Here is an 18,819-nt window from a genome sequence, read left to right on the forward strand (position 1 = left end):
CTTCTCCCAAAAGGGGAGAAGGAAGATCAGCGCGTCCTGCGAAACGTCAGATTGATCCGCTTAGGCCCGAGCAACGCATGTTCACCATCGGCGAGCGGCGCGACGCCATGATAGGCGAGCCTGCTAGCCCCGCCCCAGACCACGACATCGCCATGGACGAGCCGGAACCGGCGCGGCTTGTCGTTGCGTGCCAGGCCGCCGAACAGGAAGGTCGCAGGTAGCCCAAGCGAGACCGAGACGATCGGCGCCGAATAATCCAGCTCGTCCTTGTCCTGATGCAGCGACAGCCGCGTGCCAGGCTCATAGCGGTTGACGAGGCAGGCATCGGGCGCAAAGCCAGTAAAGCCGCCCTGCTCCGCCGCGCGGCGGGCGAGATCGCGGAGCACGGGTGGCATCGCCGGCCACGGCGCCCCGGTCCGCGGGTCGATGGGATCATAGCGATAGCCGGTATGATCGGTGATCCAGCCGCGCTCGCCGCAATTGGTCATGGCGACCGACATCAGATGCCCGCCGGGCGTGGTCATGCGCCGGAACGGCGACTGCGCCACGATGGCGCGCACCGCATCGATCAACTCGCTTTCGATCGGCTTGACGAAGCCGCGCAGCAGCACGGCGCCGTCGGCGATCTTCTCGCGCGACGGCTGAGCTTCGGCGACATTATCGAACAAATCCCCCATCAGCGGCAGCGTTTATTTCGCATCGTGAAAGATCACACCCAGCGTGTAGCGCTGGCCAGAGCGAATCCGGCTGACGCCATGGCGGAGATTAACGCGGTAGGTGCCGCGTGTCCCCTGCACTGGACGATGATGCACAGCGAAGGCAACGGCGTCGCCCTGCGCGAGCGGAACCACTTCGGCGCGGGACTGCATGCGCGGGCGTTGCTCGGTCAGCACGAACTCGCCGCCGGTGAAATCGCGTCCCGGCTCGGACAAGAGGATCGCGACCTGGAGCGGGAACACGTGCTCGCCATAGAGATCCTGATGCAGGCAGTTGAAATCGCCGGCCTCATATTGCAACAGCAGCGGCGTCGGCCGCGTTTGGCCTGCCTCGTGGCATCGTTTCAGGAACGCGGCGTGAGTGGCGGGATAGCGAATGTCGATCCCCATCGCCTCGTTCCAGCGATTGGCGACGCCCTGGAGATGCGCGTAGAGCGCCGGGCGCAACTGCGCGATCAGATCGGGCAGCGGATAGGAGAAATATTTGTATTCGCCGCGGCCAAAGCCGTGGCGGCCCATGACGATACGGCTGCGGAAGTTGGTGTCGTCGGGATAGAGCGCGGCGACGGCGCGGCACTGCTCCGGCGTGAGCAGGCCCTTCAGGACGGCGGAGCCGTGGGTGTCGAGCTCGCCGGTGATTTGCGGCCAGTCGAGGGCATCGACATGGGCGGCAGTATCCGCTGACGGGGATTGAGGCGATTTGCGTGCTGTTGCTGTCATGGCTCTCTGACCTTCGCAGGACCGCCCCGTCCTCTACCACCCGATTTCCGTCTCTCTCCCCGTCATTGCGAGCGGAGCAAAGCAATCCAGAATTCCTCCGCGGAACCAGTCTGGATTGCTTTGTCGCAAGAGCTCCTCGCAATGACGAAGGAGAGACTTTAGCCCCGCACCGGCAGCGTCACCACGTCATAGCCGTGCTTGATCGTGCGCTTCAGCACGGGGTCCTCCAGCTCGAAATCGAAGCGATCGGCGGGACGGATGCCGCCCTTCGCCGCAAACGTACCGCCGAACATGGCGCAGCCGTCGGGGAATTTCCCACCGTCGAAGCCACGCGCGATGAGGTCGACGACCGGCAGCATCGCGTCGAGCGTGCCCTCCTGGTAGAGCACGCGCTCGCCCTTGATCGTGGCCCAGGAGCGCAGGATCATCCTGTCCCAATGGCCGATGACGTCCTCGAGCTCCCACACGGTGGATGCGATCGGCTTGTCGCACATCTGCTTGGACACCGTGACGTTGTAGGCTTCGACCTTGCGGTCGGTGTGGTCGGAACCGCAGCCGACGAAAATGCGACCCTGCCAGCCGATCAGCACGAACTCGACCTCGCCGGAGGAATCGCCGCCGGTGCATTCGATGCTGTCCTCCTGCGTCAGCCGCCGCGCCGAGGCACGGTAGTAGATCGGCGTCGAGGCCGGCGGCGCGATACCCATCTCCTGCAGCTCGGCAATGTGCTTGTCGCGCGCGACCGGATCGCGGCCGGTCCAGCCGGCGATGACCATCTGGTCGATCGCCAGCGTCAGCGGCGTGGTGGTGTCCTGGGCGTCAACGGTGAAGGTCAGGTCAAACACGAATTACGGCCTCCATGCCGGCAGCAAGCTCGAAGATACGGCGGTCCGATCCGCCCGCGCCCGCCAGCATCAGGCCGACGGGAATTTCGCCCTCGCGATGCGCCGGCAGCGAGATGGCGCAACCGTCGATCATGTTGATCAGGGTGCAATTGCGGAGCGCCCGCAGGTTTTCCTGGTGAACTCCTTGTCGTCGGCGAGATCGGCGATTTTCGGCGGCGTGTTGGCGGTGGTCGGCAGCACCAGCGCGTCATAGGGCGCGATCCGCGCATTGACGCGGGCGATCAGCGAGCGGCGCTCGTGGAGAAGATCGATGTAGTCCGCCGCGCTCTGCGCCTCGCCGCGCATGATGCGCACGGAGACTCGGGGATCGTAGACGTCACCCTTGGATGTGAGGAGGTAGCGGTGCCAGGCGTAGCTTTCGGAAGCCGCAAAGCCGCCCTTGGCGTTCATCGGTCCGATGTCGTGGAATTCGGCCATCTCCATGCGCTCGATGATCGCGCCGTGATCGGCAAGGCTCTTGAGCGCACGCTCGAATGTCCCGGCCACAGCCGCGTCGAGGTCATCGAGCGCGATCGTGGTCGGCACCGCCAGCCGCATGCCCTTGACAGGTCGCGGCTTCAGCGGGCCGATCAGCTCGTTGGCGAGCACGGCATCGAGAATGGCACAGCAACTGACCGATCGTGCCAGCGGCCCGATGCTGTCGAGCGAGAACGACAGCGGCACAGCCCCGTCGAGCGGCACGCGCCGCTGCGTCGGCTTGTAGCCGACGATGCCGTTATAGGCCGCCGGAATCCGGCAGGAGCCGCCGGTGTCGGTGCCGAGCGCGCCATGCGCCATGCCGTCGAGCACGGACACCGCGGCACCCGAGGACGAACCGCCGGGCACGTGGCCCTCGGCCCGGTTCCAGGCGCCCTTTGGCGTGCCGTAATGCGGATTGATGCCGATGCCGGAATAGGCGAACTCGGTCATGTTGGTGCGCCCGATCACGACGAAGCCGGCCTTGCGCAGCCGCGCTACCGTGGGGGCATCCTGCTCGGCCGGCGAGGAATCATCGAGCGCGCGGGAGCCGGCGCGCGTCACCTGGCCCTTGATGTCGAAGAGATCCTTGATCGAGACCGGGATACCGGCGTAGCGCGACGGCGCCGCCTTCACCTTGCGCAAACCGTCCATCGCATCCGCCGCCACAAGCGCGGCGTCCCTGTCCACATGGATGAAGGTACGCTGCCCCTCGCCGGCCGGATCGGCGATTTTGGCGATGCAAGCCTCGACCAGCTTGCGGGAGCTGGTGCGGCCGCTTTCGAGGTCTTCGGCGAGCTTCTTCAGTGTCGAAAAATCGGGCATGTCTGTCTCACGGAATATTTGCGCGCAATGTATAGCGCTGCCTCACTTCGACACAAGCATTGTGCGCATGATGGCATGCATGCGCATTGCTGGACCGTTGACGCGCCATGGTCGATTGTCGCATCAAGATCGCAACAGCCGGGCTTCGCTTGGCCTTGGGAGGACCTGCCGAGATGGCCGAACCGCATCGCGCGCGACCGAAACCGACGCCGGAGACCCAGCATTTCTGGGACGGCACCAAGGCGGGCGAGTTGCGCCTGCAGCGCTGCGACGCCTGTGCGCATGTCTATTTCCCGCCGCGCCCGTTCTGCCCGTCCTGCGCCTCGCGCAAGGTCAGCATCTTCAAGGCGAGCGGCAACGGCTTTCTCTACAGCTACGTGATCAACCACCGTCCCGCCGCGCCCGGCTTCACGCCGCCTTACGCGATTGCGGTAGTCGAGCTCGAAGAGGGACCGCGGATGATGAGCAACATCATCGACTGCCCGCAGACGCCGGAGGCGCTCGAACTCGACATGAAGCTCGAGGTCGCCTTCGAGGCGCTCGACGACAAGATCACCCTCCCCGTATTCCGTCCGGCGAAGGGATAGAGCATGCGCAGCAATCAGGTTGCCGTCGTCGGCGCGGCCGAGACCACCGAACTCGGTGTCATCCCCAACGTCTCGCAGCTCCAGCTTCACGCGGATGCGGCGCTCAATGCCATTGCCGATGCCGGGCTGAAGCTGTCCGACATCGATGGTTTCGCCACCGCCGTCGAAACGCCGCAGCAGGTCTGCCACTATCTCGGCATCAAGCCGACCTGGGTGGACGGCACCTCGGTCGGCGGCTGCTCCTTCATGCTGCACGTCCGCCATGCCGCCGCAGCGATCGAGGCCGGCCTATGCAAGACGGTGCTGATCACCCATGCCGAGAGCGGCAAGTCGATGATCGGCAAGGCGCCGCGCTCGATTCCTGCCGACAGCCTGCAAGGCCAGTTCGAGGCGCCGTTCGGTGTCTACGGCCCGCCCAGCATGTTCCCGATCCCCGTGCTTCGCTTCATGAAGACCTATGGCATCACGCACGAGCAGCTCGCCTCGGTCGCAGTGGTGCAGCGGGAGTGGGCGGCGAAGAATCCGCGCGCGATGATGAAGGATCCCATCACGGTCGCGGACGTCCTCAACTCGCGCATGATCGCCTATCCGTTCCGCCTGCTGCAATGCTGCCTCGTCACCGACGGCGGCGGCGCGCTGATCCTGACCTCGGCGGACCGTGCCAGGGATTTTCCGCGCAAGCCCGTCTACATCATGGGCACCGGCGAGAGCGTGGAGACGCCGATGGTCAGCCAGATGGAGACGTTCAACTCCTCGCGCGCGTTCAAGACCGCGGGGCCCCTCGCCTTCAAGGAGGCCGGCATCGCGCATAAGGATGTCGACCATCTCATGATCTACGACGCCTTTGCGCATCTGCCGCTGTTCGGCCTCGGCGACCTCGGCTTCATGCCGCACGAGGAGACCGGAAAGTTCATCGCCGACGGCAACACGCGGCCCGGCGGCAAGCTGCCGCTCAACACCAATGGCGGCGGCCTGAGCTACATGCATTCGGGCATGTACGGCATGTACGCGCTCCAGGAGAGCGTGCGGCAGATGCGCGGTATCGCGCCGGCGCAGGTCGCCAACGCGAAGATTTCGGTGTGTCACGGCGTCGGCGGCATGTTCGCCGCGTCGGGCACGATCGTGTTTACGAACGAGAGGTAATCCACATGACGAAATCACTGCAAGACAAGGTCATCATCGTCACCGGCGCAGGCCGCGGCATCGGGCGCGAAATCGCGCTGCTCTGCGCCGGCGAGGGCGCCAAGGTCGTCGTCAACGATCCCGGCGTCGCCGCGGACGGCGCTGGCACCAGCGCCGCGCCCGCCGAGGAAGTGGTCGAGGAGATCAAGAAGCGCGGCGGCACCGCCGTCGCCAATTTCGAGTCGGTGGCCGAAGCCATCCCCGCCAGCAAGATCGTGAAGACCGCGACCGATCATTTCGGCCGGCTCGACGGCGTGGTCAACAATGCCGGCATCCTGCGCGACATGATCTTCCACAAGATGAGCGTGGAAGCCTTCGAGGCCGTCATCAAGGTGCATTTGATGGGCTCGTTCTACGTCAGCCACGCCGCGGCGCGGATCTTCCGCGAGCAGGAGTCCGGCTCGTTCGTGCACTTCACCTCGACCTCCGGCCTGATCGGCAACTTTGGACAAGCCAATTACGCCGCCGCCAAGCTCGGCATCGTCGGCCTGTCGAAGTCTATTGCGCTCGACATGGGCCGCTTCAACGTTCGCTCCAACTGCGTCTCGCCGTTCGCCTGGACCCGCATGATCGGGACCATCCCGACCGAGACCGAAGCCGAGAAGGCGCGCGTCGAGAAGATCAAGCAGATGGGCCCGGAGAAGATCGCGCCGGTCTGCGCCTATCTGCTCTCCGATGCCGCCAAGGACGTGTCCGGGCAGATCTTCGGCGCGCGCATGAACGAGCTGTTCCTGTTCAGCCAGAACCGTCCGCTGCGCTCGGTGCACCGGAGCGAGGGCTGGACGCCGCAATCGATCGCGGAACACGGCATGCCGGCGCTGAAGGGATCATTCTACAAGCTCGACCGCTCCGCCGACATCTTCCCGTGGGATCCCGTGTAAGGATCCCGTCGAGCCGCACTTCGGCATTCCTGCTCTGCGATCTCCGGCTGCCTAGTCCGGAGATCGCTCCGCTTTACGCCCGATTGCTGGCGGATCATTTCCTCCCAACACAACTTTGGGAGGAAACCATGACAAGAATGCTGACCGACTCCGACGACACGACTGCAGGCAGCGGCCTCGCCCGCCGCACGCTCCTCAAGGGCGCCGCGACCGTTGCCGCATCCGCCCTGCTCGCCTCACGCGCGGACGCCCGCGACTTCGGCGCCAATGCCGAGCCGCAGCGCTATCCCGATCCTGACATCATTGCCATCGATCCCAAGCGCTTCAAAGCGAAGGTCGGCAACACCGCAATCAAGCGGCTCTATACCGGCTGCCTGTGGGCGGAAGGGCCAGCGTGGAATGCGCAAGGGCAATATCTGGTCTGGAGTGACATCCCCGCCAACCGGCAGCTGCGCTACCTCGATGACGACGGCCACATCTCCGAGCAGTTCCACAAGCCGTCGAACGAGGCCAACGGCAACTCGTTCGACACCGAGGGGCGCCAGCTCAGTGCCGAGCGCACCCGGCTCGTCCGCTACGAGCACGACGGTTCGGTGACGACCCTGGCCGAGCAGGCCGGCGGCAAGCCGCTCAACGGCCCCAACGACATGGTGGTGCATCCCAACGACAAGGCGATCTGGTTCACCGATCCCGGCTACGGCGCGATCAGTATCTACGAGGGCAAGCTTGCCAATACCGGCTCGCTGCAGCCCCATCAGAAGGAAGCGGTTTATCGCATTGATCCGCAGAGCGGCCAGGTCGCGAAGGTGGCCGACGAGCCGTTCAAGCCGAACGGCATCGCTTTTAGTCAGGACTACAAGAAGCTCTATGTCTGCGACACCGGCATCACGCATTATCCTGAAGCCAAGAACGTGGTGTGGTCGTACGACATCGATGGGGCGAAGCTTTCGAACCCGAAGAAGCTGATCGACATGACGCTCGACGGCAAATCAGGCTTCCCCGACGGCCTGCGCGTCGACACCGAAGGCAACATCTGGGTCGGCGCCGGCTGGGTCGGCCCCGGCTATGACGGCGTGCAGGTGTTCGCGCCAAACGACGGCGCGCGCATCGGGCAGATCCTGTTGCCCGAGACCTGCGCCAACGTCTGCTTCGGCGGCAAGAAGCGCAACCGCCTGTTCATGACCGCGAGCCAGTCGCTCTATGCGGTGTATGTGGAGACGCAGGGCGCGCATTTCTGTTGAGTGCAGCGAATGGTGAGTGGCGAATGGATTCCACTCGCCACTCACCATGTCTCTACCCCGTATTCCTCAATCCCGCCGAGATCCCGTTGATCGTCAGCTGAATCCCGCGCAGCACCTGCTCATCCGGGTTCTGCGCGCGATGCTCTTTCAGCAGCTCGACCTGCACATGGTTGAGCGGGTCGAGATAGGGGAAGCGGTGGCGCACCGAGCGCTCCAGCAGCGGGTTGCCTTGCAGCAGGCGGTCCTGGCCCATGATGTCCAAGAGCGTCTCGATGCAGGAATGCCATTCGCGGCGGATGCGGCCGAATATCTTTTCCCGGAGCGCCTCGTCGGGCACGAGCTCGGCATAGCGCGACGCGATCGCGATCGAGCTTTTCGCCAGCACCATGTCCATGTTCGACAGCAGCATGCGGAAGAACGGCCATTCCTTGTAGAGCTCCTTGAGGAACGGCATGCCCTTGTCGGGATGCTCCGCGATCCATTGCTCGACGGCGCTGCCAAAGCCGTACCAACCGGGCAGCATCAGGCGGCATTGCGCCCAGGAGAACACCCAGGGGATCGCCCGCAAATCCTCGATCGCGCGGGTCTTCTTGCGCGAGGCCGGGCGGCTGCCGATGTTGAGCGTCGCGATCTCGTTGATGACGGTGGACGCCCAGAAATAATCGACGAAGCCGTCGGTCTCGTAGACGAGGCCGCGATAGGCCTTGAAGGCCAGGCTTGAAAGCTCGTCCATCGCGGTCAGATATTCGCGGCGCGGCGCGCTCTGGCGCGGATGCAACAGGCTCGCTTCCAGCGTCGCGGCTGCCAGGATCTCCAGATTGTTGCGGCCGACTTCGGCGTTGGAATATTTCGACGAGATGATCTCGCCCTGCTCGGTGATGCGGATCTGGCCGTTCACCGCGCCGCCGGGCTGGGCGATGATGGCATCGTAGCTCGGGCCGCCGCCGCGGCCGACCGAACCGCCGCGGCCATGGAACAGACGCAGGCGCACGCCGTGGCGCTCGAACACGTCGACGAGGCCGATCTCGGCCTTGTAGAGCTCCCAGCCCGAGGTGACGAAGCCGCCATCCTTGTTCGAGTCGGAATAGCCCAGCATGACCTCCTGCACGCTGCCGCGGCTGTCGACCAGCCGGCGGTAATCATGCAGCGAGAGCATGCGGTCCATGATGGTGGAAGACGCCTGCAGATCCTCGATGGTTTCGAACAGCGGCACGATGTTGATCGCGCTGCGCCCGGAGGGATGGACGAGACCGACCTCCTTCAGGAGCACCGCGACCTCAAGCATGTCGGACATGCCCTTGCACATCGAGATGATGCATTGGGGAATGGCGTCCGAGCCGAACTTCGCATGCGCTTCTGCTGCGGCATGGAAGACGTTGAGCTCGCCCATGGTCTCATCGCTGTATTTGACGAACGGCGACACCAGCGAGCGCGTCGAGCGCAACTCGTTGGTGAGCACAGAGATGCGGGCGTCCTCGCCGAGCGCGAGATAGGACATGCCGGGATTGGCGGCGTCCATCAGCTCGGCGATGGTGCGCTCGTGCACTGCCGAGTTCTGGCGGATGTCGAGCCGGGCCAGATGGAAGCCGAAGCAGTCCACCGCACGGCGCAGCAGCCGCAGCCGGCCGCGGGCGATGACGCCGGCGTTGTTGGAGATCAGAGAGCGGTGCAGCACGTCGAGATCGGCCTTGAGCTCCCCGACGCTGTCATACGGCGCGCCCTTGCCGACCGGCCGGCGCGTGATCTCGACCTGAAGCATTTCGGCCGTTGCAGTCAGGCGCGCATAGATGCCAGAGACCGCAAGACGATACGGCTCGCCGCTCCGGTGCGGCGAGGTATCGGGCGAGCGCTCCGCCAGCGTGCGCAGCTCCTCGGAGACGTCGGCGAGATGGGCCGCGATCGACAATTCCGAGCCGAGCACGTGCAGCTCGTTCAGATAGAACTGCATCACCCGGCTCGACTGCAGCCGCAGCGTGCCGCGCATCACGTCGGCGGTGACGAAGGGATTGCCGTCGCGGTCGCCGCCGATCCAGCTGCCCATGCGCAGGAACGAGGCGAGCTCGCCGGCCGCCTGCTCGCCGCCCTCCTCCAGCCGGTCCTCCAGCGCGTTGACCAGCCGCGGCACCTCGCGGAGAAACGTGTAATCATAGAACGACAGGCCGTTGGCGACCTCGTCGAGCACGGTGAGCTTGGTCCGGCGCAGCAGATTGGTCTGCCACAGCGTCAGCACCTCGCGGCGGAGCTGCTCGTCGCTGGCGGCGGCCTCCTCCGCCGTCAGCGCGACGCGCTCGCGACGATCGAGCAGGCTAGCTACCTCCATCTCGCGGTCCATGGTGCTCTTGCGGCGGACCTCGGTCGGATGCGCCGTCAAAACCGGGCTGACCAGCGCGCTCTTAAAGAAGTTGCGCAGGGCATCGGCACCGATGCCCGCAGCCCTCGCATGGGCGAGCGTCTCGGCCAGCACGCCGGAGCCGCCGCCCTTGTTGGCGCGCATCTGGCGGATGTTGTTCTGGTCCTCGGCGATGTTGGCGAGGTGGGAGAAATAGCTGAAGGCGCGGACGATCCGCACCGTCTCGGAGGTCGACATGCTGTCGAGGATCTGCTCGAGCTCGTGGCGGGCGAGCCGGTCCTCGTCGCGGTGGAATCGGATCGAGGTCTGGCGGATGCGCTCGACCAGATCGAACAATTCCGGCCCCTCCTGGTCGCGCACCGTGTCGCCGAGAATGCGCCCGAGCAGGCGGATGTCGTCCCGCAGCCGCGCGTCCGCCTCCATCGCCTGGACGTCCTCGGGGCGGTTGGGGCGCTGATCGGCGGTGTCGGATGATATGCTCTGGAGGGACATTGGCTCGCTCCGCTGTTCGAGCTCGCTTGGCTGCCCGGCTCAGCCGAGTGTGCAAGTTTTTTGCCGCAGCGCAAGATGAAGTTGGGGGCGGCGCGGCAACATCACCTATCATGGGAGAAATGCGCCTTGCGACGGACGCGCGCACACGTCCGCGGTCTCGCCGCGCGGGGCCCGAGTTTTGCTGTCGTTTCGCCCTCATCGATAAGAAAGGGCGCAGGGAAGGCCGGGCGCCGGCTGGCACCCAGGGTCCGCACGCGAAAAACGCACGCGGGGGTGACCACAGGTGATGCCGGAACATCCCGGCCTTCCCTGCGCAATGGTTTACGGCTTATGGCGCGCTCTCCCCGGGGAGCGACGCACTATTGCCCCCGTCGCCTCGCAGATGATCGATGCGCGCACCCGGTCGGGCCGCACATCACCGCAAGTCTTGACGCACAGACCCCGGGCGTCAGGACCACACGCTTTTGCCGTCCGCGGACGTCCCTCCCCGGACATCCGGAAGCTCGCGCGTGCTCGCCCCCGAAGTCGAATAGAAACGCTGTGACCGCGCCGGGTCGTTCGCGCGGATCGCGATGGCTCACAGGCGTAGCCCGCCCTGCCACCTCGTCACGCGCCGGCGCTGCCGCGTCCATCGCATCTCGGCTCACGTATCGTGACGATCGCGAAACGCCCTTTTTAGCGGGCCGGAATAGTTTGCGGTTTACCCGAAGAAGCGAATTCGGTCAATCAGAATATTGGAGAACCGATCGATTGACCTGCATGTGGCAGGTTTTGCCCGTCGGGCAACGCGAGGGATTGTGGGTCGGAAGCATTGAGCGGCCCACCCAACTCCAAATAGTGACGCTTACCAGTGGCGATGGTGCCGCCAACCATAGTGATGGCCTCGGCCTCTGCCCCAGCCGTAATGATGACCACGGCCGCCGCGATGACCCCACCCGTGGCCACCGCCATGTCCGTGGCCGCCCTTGACCTCGATGGTGTCAGTCTGAGACGCGCCCAGTGTGTCCGGCTTGGCAACGGGCATCGCCGAAGCAGAAGGTGTGGGTGTCAAAGCAACGGCCCCCGCCACAAAGCCCACCAAGCAAAGCCACTTCATGCAATCGCCTCCCGATAAGAATGAACCAAGGGCCAGCCGCGGCACATTGCGGCCGCGTTCGCTCCCGCTCGTCAACAATGAAGCCGGGAAAAAGTTGCAATAAAATGTGACGCATTGCGGAGGCGTAGGATATCCTACGAGTTTGCCTTAAGCCGGCACGATCACCTTGCCGATCGGCCAGAGCGCGATGCCGGCGAGCTTGAGGTGGGCCCAGGCGAAGGGAATGCCGATGATGGTGATCGCGAGGGCCACGGCGGTGAAGAGGTGGCCGAGCGCCAACCACCAGCCGGCGAGCACGAACCAGATGATGTTGCCGATCACCCCGAGCGGGCCGGTGCCGACATCCTCGACACCGGTGACCTCATAGCGGCTGACCGCCCGCGAGCCGAACGGCATCAGCGTGTAGACGGCGATATTGAACGCCGCCCGCGCCCAGGGCAGGCCGATGATGGTGACCGCCATGATGACCGCGGCGACCAGCCAGCCGAGCGCCATCCAGGCGCCGCCAATGAGAATCCAGAGCAGGTTGAGCAGGATGGAAACGGGAGCCATGGGATGATCCGAAGGTCGATGATCCCGTGAGTATAGCACGATGCGCGAGGTTGCGATCGATAAAGCCGCTCACGTATTCGCGTGCTCGTGTAGCCCGGATGAGCGAAGCGACATCCGGGTCTTACTGGTTGTTATCCCGGGTATCGCTTCGCTCACCCGGGCTACGCACCGCTAGATCTTCCGCCCCGCCTGCTCCCAATAGGGATCGCGCAGGCGCCGCTTGAAGATCTTGCCGGAGTCTTCGCGCGGCAGCCCGGTGCGGATCTCGATGTGCTTTGGGACCTTGTAGTCGGCAAGCGAGGCCTTCAGGCGGGTGCGGATTTCGGCGGCATCCAGCGTAACGCCGGCTTGCGGCTCGACCACCGCCATCAGCGCTTCGCCGAACTCGGCATCGGGGATGCCGAACACCGCGCAATCATGCACGCCGGGCACCGCGTGCAGCACGGACTCGATCTCGGCCGGATAGATGTTGACGCCGCCCGAGATCACCATGTCGCGCTTGCGGTCGCAGATGAAGACGTAGCCCTCTTCGTCGATATAGCCGACGTCGCCGGAGGTGATGAAGCCGTCGCGATCGATTTCGGCGCGCTTCTCCGGCTTGTTGTGGTAGGTGAAATCGGCCATCCCGGCCATGCGCGAGTAGATCTCGCCGATCTCGCCTACACCCAGCACGCGTCCGTCCTCACCGATGAAGCGCAGCTCGGCGCCGGGCGAAATCCTGCCGACGGTGCCGGGCTTCCTCAGCGCGTCCTCGGAGGTCGCGAAGGTGACGGCGCTGGATTCGGTCGAGCCGTAGAATTCATAGATCACCGGCCCCCACCATTCGATCATGGCGCGCTTGACGTCCGCCGGACAGGGTGCTGCGGCGTGAATGATGTGGCGGAGCGAGGAGACGTCGTATTGCTTGCGCACCTCCTCCGGCAGCTTCATCAGGCGGATGAACATGGTCGGCACCATGAAGATGGTGTCGATCTTGTAGCGCTCGATCAGCTCGAGAAATTCCTCGGGCTCGAAGCGGGGCATCAGCACCAGTGCGCCGCCGAGTTTTCCCGCGCGAATGCCGAACGAGTTCGGCGCGGAGTGATAGAGCGGGCCCGGCAGGATCGTGCGGGCGCCGGGCTTGAGCCCGTAGATCATCGCGCGCATGCGCTCGCCGGCAGCCGCCTGCTCCGGCGTCGGCGCGTTGCGCCGTACGCCCTTGGGGTGGCCTGTCGTGCCCGAGGTGTAGATCATGTTCATGGGCTGCGGCACGACCGGGCCGTCATAGGGCTGGTGCTCTGCGAGCCAGGATTCGAAATCGATCGCGAAGTCCGGCGTCTTCAGATGATCGGGATCGATCTTGTAGCTGGACAGGATCTCCGGGGGCGTCGGCACGCTGAGCACGGTGACGCCTTGGGGAATCGCATCGCGCAAGGCATGCAGCATGTCGGCATGGCCGATCAGCACGGAGGTGCCGGTGTCGTTCAGGATGTAGTTGATCTCCTCCGGCTTGAAGTGCCAGTTGATCGGCACGCCGTAGGCGCCCAGCCGCATGGCGGCATAGGCGGCTTCGATGAAGGCGATGTCGTTGCGCATCAGCATGCAGACGCAATCGCCCTGCCTAACGCCGATTTGGCTGAGGCCCGCGGCGATGCGATCGGCACGATCAGCGACCTCGGCATGGGAGCGGCTGCGCTCGCCGGAGACGATCCCGAGGAAATTTGAGGTTTCGCTCATTGTTGTTTTTCTTTGTTGTTGAAGTTGCCCCTCATGGTGAGGAGGCGCAAGGCGCCGTCTCGAACCATGGAGCCCGTGGCCCATCCCTCGAGACGCCGCTTCGCGGCTCCTCGGGATGAGGTCTGCGCTAATCCGCAAACTTCGGCGCGCGCTTCTCCAGATTGGCACGCACCGCCTCGGTCTGGTTCGCACTGCCGATCAGCTTCTGCTGCTCGACGGACTCGGCAAGCAGCGCGGGGCCTGGATCGACCGAAAGATTGTTGAGCAGGCGTTTCGCGGCGCGGATCGCATCAGGGCTTTTTCCCGCGATCTCGCGCGCGACTTCGAGGGCGCTCGCGCGCGGATCGTCGCAGATGCGCGTGGCGAGACCGTAAGCCATCGCCTCCTGCGCGGAGAAGATGCGGCCGGTGTAGGTGAGATCCCGCAGGATGTCGTCGCGCACGAGCGAAGCCAGGATCGGCGTGCCCGCCATGTCTGGCACCAGGCCCCATTTGATTTCCATCACCGACATCCGCGCATCGGGGGTGAGGAAGCGCATGTCGGCGCCGAGTGCGAGCTGGAAGCCGCCGCCGAAGGCGACGCCCTGGATCGCCGCGATCACCGGCACCGGAAGCTGGCGCCAGCCCCACACCGCCTGCTGCGCAAAATTCGCCTGGCCGTGCGTGCGTTTGGTGAGGTCGCGATTTTCGCCACCCGGAATTCCGTTGCCGCCCTTTTCCTTCATGGCGGCAAAACGCCCCATGTCGAGACCGGCGCAGAAGGCGCGGCCCTCGCCGGACAGCACCACGACGCGCACGCCTTTTTCCTTCGAAAGCCGATCCGTTGCGGCCACAAGGGCCTCGAACATGGCCTGATCCAGCGCATTCATCTTGTCCGCGCGCACCAGCCGCACGTCGGCGACGCCTTCCGAGATCGAGATCGAGACGCGCTCTTCCATGGATGAATTCTCCCCTGATTCCCGGCTGTTCTTGTTCGGTGCCGCTTTACAGGAAGCCGGCGGCCGGATTTAGTCAATCGATCAATTAACCGACAATCGCGACGGGGGAAACAGCCATGTTCAAGGAAAATCTTCTGGCGGGGCGGCGCATCCTCGTGACCGGCGGCGGCACCGGGCTCGGCAAGTCGATGGCGGCGCGCTTTCTCCAGCTCGGCGCGGAAGTGCACATCTGCGGCCGGCGCAAGATCGTCTGCGACGAGACCGCGACCGAGCTGATGGCTGAGCATGGCGGCCGCGTCACCAGCCACGGCGTCGACATCCGCAACGCGCTCGCGGTCGAGGAGATGATCGAGACCATCTTTCGCGACGGCCCCCTCACCGACCTCATCAACAACGCCGCCGGCAATTTCATCTCGCGCAGCGAGGAGCTGTCGCCGCGCGGCTTTGACGCCGTCGCCAACATCGTCATGCACGGCACGTTCTACGTGACGCAGGCGGTCGGCAAGCGCTGGATCGCGTTGAAGCAGCCCGGCAACGTCGTCTCGATCACCACGACCTGGGTACGCAACGGATCGCCTTACGTGGTGCCGTCGGCGATGAGCAAGTCGGCGATCCATGCCATGACGATGTCGCTCGCCACCGAATGGGGCCGCTACGGCATCCGGCTGAACACGATCGCGCCGGGTGAGATCCCGACCGAGGGCATGAGCAAGCGCATCAAGCCCGGTGACGAAGCCGGCGCGCGCACCAAGGCGATGAACCCGATGGGCCGCGTCGGCACCATGGAGGAATTGCAGAACGTCGCCGTGTTCCTGATCTCCGGCGGTTGCGACTGGATCAGCGGCGAGACCATCGCCATGGACGGCGCGCAGGCGCTCGCGATGGGCGGCAATTTCTACCAGCTCCGCGACTGGAGCGACGACGACTGGAAAACCGCACGCGAGAGCATCATGGCGCAGAATGAAAAGGACCGTGCGAAGCGGGGCTGAGGCTCTCTCCGTAGTCGTCCTGGCGAAAGCCAGGACGACTACGCTGAAGCCATGGCGTACCCTCTCCCATCTTGTCATCGCCCGCGGATGACGCCACACTCCGCGACATAAGAACAAGACGATATGGGAGAAACATGACCACACAGCCATTGGCCAATCTCGCCGACATGGTGCGCGAGCGCGCGACGAGCCGCGGCAACGCGATCGCCTTCGAGTTCGAGGGGCGCGCCACCAGCTTTGCCGAATTCGACGTCAAGACGAATAAAGTGGCCAATGCGCTGATCGCGATGGGTGTGAACAAGGGCCAGCGCATCGCCTATCTCGGCAAAAACAGCGATATCTATTTCGAGCTGCTGATGGGCGCGATGAAGGCCGGCGTGGTGATGGCGCCGGTGAACTGGCGGCTCGCGGGCCCCGAGGTCGCCTTCATCGTGAGCGATTGCAAAGCGCCGGTGCTGTTCGTGGGACCCGAGTTCATCACCCAGGTCCGCCAGATCAAGGACCAGTTGCCGGACGTGCGCAGCGTCATCACCACCGAAGGCGGCGCGCCGGAATGGCAGGATTTTACAGCCTGGCGCGATGCACAGAGTGGCGACGATCCCAAGGTGCCGATCGACACGAAGGACATCGCGATCCAGCTCTATACGTCGGGTACGACAGGCAAGCCGAAGGGCGCGATGCTGTCGCATGCGAACTTCCTCAACCTGGTGCAAACAGGTAATGCCGAGGACAAGCCCGAGTGGAACCGGTGGTCGACCGACGACGTGTCGCTGGTCGCGATGCCGATTTTCCATATCGGCGGCTCCGGCTGGGGCGTGATGGGGCTCTACCACGGCGCCCGCGGCGTGATCGCGCGCGAGTTCGATCCGACCAAGGTGCTGGATTTCTTCGAGCAGTCCGGCATCACAAAGCTGTTCATGGTGCCGGCGGCGATGCAGTTCGTGGTGCGGCAGCCGCGCGCGAGGACTGTCGATTTCTCGCGATTGAAATACATGCTGTACGGCGCCTCGCCGATACCGGCGGCGCTGCTGAAGGAATGCATCGAAATCTTCAAATGCGGCTTCGTGCAGATGTACGGCATGACCGAGACGACAGGCACCATCGTCGCGCTGCCGCCGGAGGATCATATCGAGGGCTTGGAGCGGATGCGCTCGGCCGGCAAGGCGCTACCGGGCGTCGAGATCGCGATCCTCGATGTTGACGGCAAGCCGCTGCCGCCGCGCGAGGTCGGCGAGATCGCGACGCGCTCGGGCTCCAACATGGCCGGCTACTGGAACCTGCCGGAGGCCACCGCCGCGACGTTGCGCGGCGACGGCTGGCTGCGCACGGGTGATGCCGGCTACATGGACGAAGACGGCTATCTCTACATCCACGACCGCATCAAGGACATGATCATCTCCGGCGGCGAGAACATCTACCCGGCAGAGGTCGAGAGCGCGCTGTGCGATCATCCCGACGTCGCGGAAGCTGCCGTGATCGGCATACCCGACGACAAATGGGGTGAGGCGGTGAAGGCCGTCGTAGTGATGAAGCCGGGCAAGCAGGCGACCGCCACCGACATCATCAACTTCACCCGCGAGCGCATCGCCGGCTTCAAGACGCCGAAGAGCGTGGAGTTCCTGCCGGCCCTGCCGCGCAATCCGTCAGGCAAGATTTTGCGACGGCAGTTGCGGGAGCCGTATTGGGCCGGGAAGGATAGAAGGGTGAATTAGCGCCACTCCGGCCACATCGTCGTCCCGGCGAAGGCGGACCCATAGCCACAGGATTGGGTTTTGCGAAAACTCGGAGTTGCCGTCTCGCGCTACGACTTCTCCGTGGGGTAATGGGTCCCGGCCTTCGCCGGGACGACTCCGGGGAGAGACTGCGCGCAACAATCCCTCAATGCTTCCCCGGCCCCATATAGCCGAACAAAAATCCCGCTACCTTGCGGATCTGGATCTCCTCGCTGCCCTCGGTGATGCGATAGCGGCGGTGATGGCGGTAAATGTGCTCGAACGGCTTGTGGCGTGAATAGCCCATGCCGCCGTGAACCTGCATGGCGCGGTCGGCAGACTCGCAACACAGGCGGTTTGCCCAGTAGTTGCACATCGAGACGCGGTCGGAGAGCGTGCGCTCGATCTGCTCCTCGGTGAGCTTGTCCATTTCCCAGGCGGTCTTGCGGATCAACAGGCGCAACATCTCGGCCTGCGTCGCAAGCTCGACCAGCGGGAATTGGATCGCCTGGTTCTCGGCCAGCGCCTTGCCGAACGGTTTTCGCTCGCGCGCATACTTCACGCTCTCGTTGATGCAGTAGACCGCTGCCCCCAACGAACTCGCTGCCTGCCGGATGCGGTTTTGATGGACAAAACATTGCGCCAGCGACAGGCCGCGACCGTCCTCGCCGAACAGCGCATCCTCCGGCACGAACACGTCCGTAAAGCTAACGCGGGGATGATCGGTCGGCATGTTGAAGGTCCACATATACTCTTCGATCTTCACGCCATGGCTCGTGGCCGGCACCAGGAAGCAGGTGATGCCGCGGGCATCGCCGTCATTGCCTGACGTGCGCGCGAACAGCGCGCAATGCGTGGCGACGTGCATGCCGGTCGTCCACATCTTCTCGCCGTTGATGATCCAGCCCTTGACGTTGTCACGGGTCGCGGGCACCGCGCGCGCTTCCATATGGGTGGCGTCAGAGCCGTGATTTGGCTCGGTCAGGCCGAAGGTGATGCGGTACTTGCCCTTGATCGAGCCGTCGATCATCGCCTTCTGGTCGTCGCGTCCGTAGCGATCGAGCATGGTGGCGACGGGGAAGTTGCCGACGATGGAATGCTCGTTCTGGAGGTCGTTGTGCAGGCCGAGGCCCTTGGCGGCAAAGTGCTCGCGGATGACCGCCATCCAGAGGTTGGAGCCATTCTTGCCGCCATATTGCTTCGGCACCGCAAAACGCAAATGGCCGGCGGCGTCTGCGAGATCCTTGGCCTTGCGCAGCAGCGCCTCCCATTCGTGGCGCGGCAGGCCGCCATTCTCGAAATCGGTGCGCGCCCATTCGCGGCGGTGATCGAAGAAGCGGATGTTATCGTCGGCCGCCTCCAGCGGCTTGATCTCTTGTTCGATGAAAAGGTCGAGCTCTGCGAGATAGGCGACGAGATCGGCAGGCAGCGAGAAATCCACGGCTCTCTCCCGGATGATTTT

The 18,819-nt window shown here is 64.5% G+C and carries 15 protein-coding genes and 1 pseudogene; 6 read left to right on the plus strand and 10 right to left on the minus strand.

Going from position 1 to position 18,819, the window contains the following annotated elements:
• Positions 1-26: 26 nt before the first annotated feature.
• The 4 genes and pseudogenes from alkB to AB3L03_RS06865 form a co-directional block, all read right to left on the minus strand.
• The gene (gene alkB, locus AB3L03_RS06850) at positions 27-680 is read right to left on the minus strand and encodes a DNA oxidative demethylase AlkB (protein WP_204513909.1); all 654 of its coding nucleotides are present in this window, start codon (positions 678-680) and stop codon (positions 27-29) included.
• Between the two features lie 9 nt (positions 681-689).
• Positions 690-1,436, minus strand: a complete 747-nt coding sequence (locus AB3L03_RS06855) for a 2OG-Fe(II) oxygenase (protein WP_085352195.1) — start codon at positions 1,434-1,436, stop codon at positions 690-692.
• Positions 1,437-1,594: 158 nt separating this feature from the next.
• Positions 1,595-2,281 (minus strand): DUF2848 domain-containing protein, encoded by a 687-nt coding sequence (locus tag AB3L03_RS06860; protein WP_085352194.1) that lies wholly within the window; start codon positions 2,279-2,281, stop codon positions 1,595-1,597.
• Positions 2,274-3,622: pseudogene (locus AB3L03_RS06865) on the minus strand (amidase). Before AB3L03_RS06865 ends, AB3L03_RS06860 begins: the two are co-directional and overlap by 8 nt.
• 173 nt (positions 3,623-3,795) lie before the next feature.
• On the opposite strand from AB3L03_RS06865, the gene AB3L03_RS06870 reads away from it, so the two are divergent.
• The 4 genes from AB3L03_RS06870 to AB3L03_RS06885 all read left to right on the plus strand — a co-directional run bounded on the left by AB3L03_RS06870 (position 3,796) and on the right by AB3L03_RS06885 (position 7,513).
• Positions 3,796-4,209, plus strand: coding sequence for a Zn-ribbon domain-containing OB-fold protein (locus AB3L03_RS06870; protein ID WP_247394590.1), 414 nt, complete (start codon positions 3,796-3,798; stop codon positions 4,207-4,209).
• Between the two features lie 3 nt (positions 4,210-4,212).
• Entirely contained in the window at positions 4,213-5,352 is a 1,140-nt protein-coding gene (locus AB3L03_RS06875; RefSeq protein ID WP_247394128.1) for a thiolase, read from the plus strand.
• Positions 5,353-5,357: 5 nt separating this feature from the next.
• Complete coding sequence (locus AB3L03_RS06880; protein WP_007593675.1) at positions 5,358-6,272, plus strand: SDR family oxidoreductase; 915 nt, start codon at positions 5,358-5,360, stop codon at positions 6,270-6,272.
• 128 nt (positions 6,273-6,400) lie between these two features.
• Positions 6,401-7,513, plus strand: a complete 1,113-nt coding sequence (locus AB3L03_RS06885) for an SMP-30/gluconolactonase/LRE family protein (protein ID WP_026233273.1) — start codon at positions 6,401-6,403, stop codon at positions 7,511-7,513.
• 52 nt (positions 7,514-7,565) lie between these two features.
• Here the strand turns inward: AB3L03_RS06885 and ppc are convergent, their stop codons facing one another.
• The 5 genes from ppc to AB3L03_RS06910 form a co-directional block, all read right to left on the minus strand.
• A complete protein-coding gene (ppc, locus tag AB3L03_RS06890) occupies positions 7,566-10,355 on the minus strand; it encodes a phosphoenolpyruvate carboxylase (RefSeq protein WP_368508371.1) in 2,790 nt (929 codons plus the stop codon).
• 726 nt (positions 10,356-11,081) lie between these two features.
• Positions 11,082-11,306 carry a hypothetical protein gene (locus AB3L03_RS06895; protein WP_204510647.1) on the minus strand — a complete coding sequence of 75 codons (225 nt, stop codon included), beginning with the start codon at positions 11,304-11,306 and terminating at the stop codon, positions 11,082-11,084.
• A 292-nt stretch (positions 11,307-11,598) separates the two neighbouring features.
• Positions 11,599-12,003 (minus strand): YccF domain-containing protein, encoded by a 405-nt coding sequence (locus AB3L03_RS06900; RefSeq protein ID WP_018456965.1) that lies wholly within the window; start codon positions 12,001-12,003, stop codon positions 11,599-11,601.
• A gap of 171 nt (positions 12,004-12,174) precedes the next feature.
• The gene (locus AB3L03_RS06905) at positions 12,175-13,719 is read right to left on the minus strand and encodes an acyl-CoA synthetase (RefSeq protein ID WP_204510646.1); all 1,545 of its coding nucleotides are present in this window, start codon (positions 13,717-13,719) and stop codon (positions 12,175-12,177) included.
• A 127-nt stretch (positions 13,720-13,846) separates the two neighbouring features.
• On the minus strand, positions 13,847-14,656 hold the full coding sequence (locus AB3L03_RS06910) for a crotonase/enoyl-CoA hydratase family protein (protein WP_204510645.1): 810 nt from the start codon (positions 14,654-14,656) through the stop codon (positions 13,847-13,849).
• Between the two features lie 116 nt (positions 14,657-14,772).
• Between AB3L03_RS06910 and AB3L03_RS06915 the strand changes: the two genes are divergently transcribed.
• The gene (locus AB3L03_RS06915) at positions 14,773-15,645 is read left to right on the plus strand and encodes an SDR family oxidoreductase (protein WP_018456968.1); all 873 of its coding nucleotides are present in this window, start codon (positions 14,773-14,775) and stop codon (positions 15,643-15,645) included.
• 134 nt (positions 15,646-15,779) lie between these two features.
• Entirely contained in the window at positions 15,780-17,357 is a 1,578-nt protein-coding gene (locus AB3L03_RS06920) for a fatty acid--CoA ligase (protein ID WP_204510644.1), read from the plus strand.
• Positions 17,358-17,523: 166 nt separating this feature from the next.
• Here the strand turns inward: AB3L03_RS06920 and AB3L03_RS06925 are convergent, their stop codons facing one another.
• Positions 17,524-18,798: an acyl-CoA dehydrogenase family protein gene (locus AB3L03_RS06925; protein WP_204510643.1), complete on the minus strand. Its 1,275-nt coding sequence runs from the start codon at positions 18,796-18,798 to the stop codon at positions 17,524-17,526.
• Between the last annotated feature and the right edge of the window lie 21 nt (positions 18,799-18,819).

Origin of the sequence: Bradyrhizobium lupini (assembly GCF_040939785.1) — a bacterium.
In the GTDB taxonomy this organism is placed as follows: Bacteria; Pseudomonadota; Alphaproteobacteria; order Rhizobiales; family Xanthobacteraceae; genus Bradyrhizobium; species Bradyrhizobium canariense_D.

Bases quoted from the DNA above. Each gene is read 5' to 3' on its own strand.
- AB3L03_RS06905 (WP_204510646.1), bottom strand. From the start codon at position 13,719: ATGAGCGAAACCTCAAATTTCCTCGGGATCGTCTCCGGCGAGCGCAGC.
- AB3L03_RS06880 (WP_007593675.1), top strand. From the start codon at position 5,358: ATGACGAAATCACTGCAAGACAAGGTCATCATCGTCACCGGCGCAGGC.
- AB3L03_RS06885 (WP_026233273.1), top strand. From the start codon at position 6,401: ATGACAAGAATGCTGACCGACTCCGACGACACGACTGCAGGCAGCGGC.
- AB3L03_RS06895 (WP_204510647.1), bottom strand. From the start codon at position 11,306: ATGGCGGTGGCCACGGGTGGGGTCATCGCGGCGGCCGTGGTCATCATT.
- AB3L03_RS06900 (WP_018456965.1), bottom strand. From the start codon at position 12,003: ATGGCTCCCGTTTCCATCCTGCTCAACCTGCTCTGGATTCTCATTGGC.
- AB3L03_RS06875 (WP_247394128.1), top strand. From the start codon at position 4,213: ATGCGCAGCAATCAGGTTGCCGTCGTCGGCGCGGCCGAGACCACCGAA.
- AB3L03_RS06920 (WP_204510644.1), top strand. From the start codon at position 15,780: ATGACCACACAGCCATTGGCCAATCTCGCCGACATGGTGCGCGAGCGC.
- AB3L03_RS06855 (WP_085352195.1), bottom strand. From the start codon at position 1,436: ATGACAGCAACAGCACGCAAATCGCCTCAATCCCCGTCAGCGGATACT.
- AB3L03_RS06910 (WP_204510645.1), bottom strand. From the start codon at position 14,656: ATGGAAGAGCGCGTCTCGATCTCGATCTCGGAAGGCGTCGCCGACGTG.
- ppc (WP_368508371.1), bottom strand. From the start codon at position 10,355: ATGTCCCTCCAGAGCATATCATCCGACACCGCCGATCAGCGCCCCAAC.
- AB3L03_RS06915 (WP_018456968.1), top strand. From the start codon at position 14,773: ATGTTCAAGGAAAATCTTCTGGCGGGGCGGCGCATCCTCGTGACCGGC.
- AB3L03_RS06870 (WP_247394590.1), top strand. From the start codon at position 3,796: ATGGCCGAACCGCATCGCGCGCGACCGAAACCGACGCCGGAGACCCAG.